At 29.1% G+C, this 1,061-nt stretch carries 1 protein-coding gene; it reads left to right on the plus strand.

Annotated elements, in window-relative coordinates:
• Positions 1-1,058 (plus strand): hypothetical protein (locus ACE01N_RS20475; protein ID WP_380592940.1); only part of this gene is annotated, 1,058 nt, incomplete at its 5' end.
• Positions 1,059-1,061: the final 3 nt, after the last annotated feature.

The following is a 1,061-nucleotide window of genomic DNA, read 5'->3' on the forward strand; positions in this document are numbered from 1 at the left end:
TAAATCAATCAATCTTTTCCAATCAGATAACAATATGTACAATGGTTATGGGAAAAGTAAAGGTAAGCTATGACTGTAGTTACGGAGATGGCGGAGTTATAAAAAGTGAGTCGGCGTTTTATGAAATTTGTGCTGCTGAAATAGTAAATGATTACTTGTATAGTTCATTATCGAAATCTAAATATTCTTCGTTACCATACATTGAATTAGATATTCATCAATATGATGTTAATTTCCAAGATTATGAAATTAAGATACAGGATTCAACCATAAATATTATTGCCTGGTCTTCAACTGAATTAATTTCTAAAACATTAAAATTGGTGGATTATGCTATCTCGAACTATAAAAGTTTTAGAAAGAAACTTTTATCTTCTGGTGAATATGAAATTTGGTTATTTGGTGATGAAATTATTGACAACTCCGTAAAAAGAGAAATTATTGAAAAACCATTAAATAAAAATATGAAGGCATGCATTAGCAAGACGTATTATCGTGGAAATGAAGATAAATGGGTCAGAGACAATTATGAGAGGTTTAATACAATATATTCCCTTAGAAATGATACATTCTTTATAACATGCGACGGGAAAGAATTATTAAAACTAAACAGTATCGTTAACGTATTAAGGACAAAACACTTAGGGTACTTCATTTTTGATTCAGACAGTACATTCTACTATTTCAATCCTTCTGATGTTTATAAAGCTAAAAATGATTACGTCATGCATGACAGATATGAATTTGGTAAAATCAAAGGTCATTTTAGTTATTCACCAAACAATATGCAAATATCTGGATATTGTGGAGACTTATCAAAGCGACATGCATTTAAAGCTCCATGGTTATACATAGTGGAAGAAGATGTTGTCAATAACAGAGTAGTTTTAGGATATAATTCGGATTACAGGGACCGATCAACTTTTTTAGGAAAACACTTTAAAGGAATTAATACAATAAGAAAATTTATGTATTTAATTGACGATGATATATTGATTCCAGATTATCAAATTTTAGAACAAAAGATTATTGATGAAAATAAAAAGTACTACCGCTAACAC

It is taken from the genome of Quyinboa ferrireducens, from assembly GCF_042436675.1.
Lineage (GTDB): Bacteria > Bacteroidota > Bacteroidia > Bacteroidales > UBA5342 > JBHJHP01.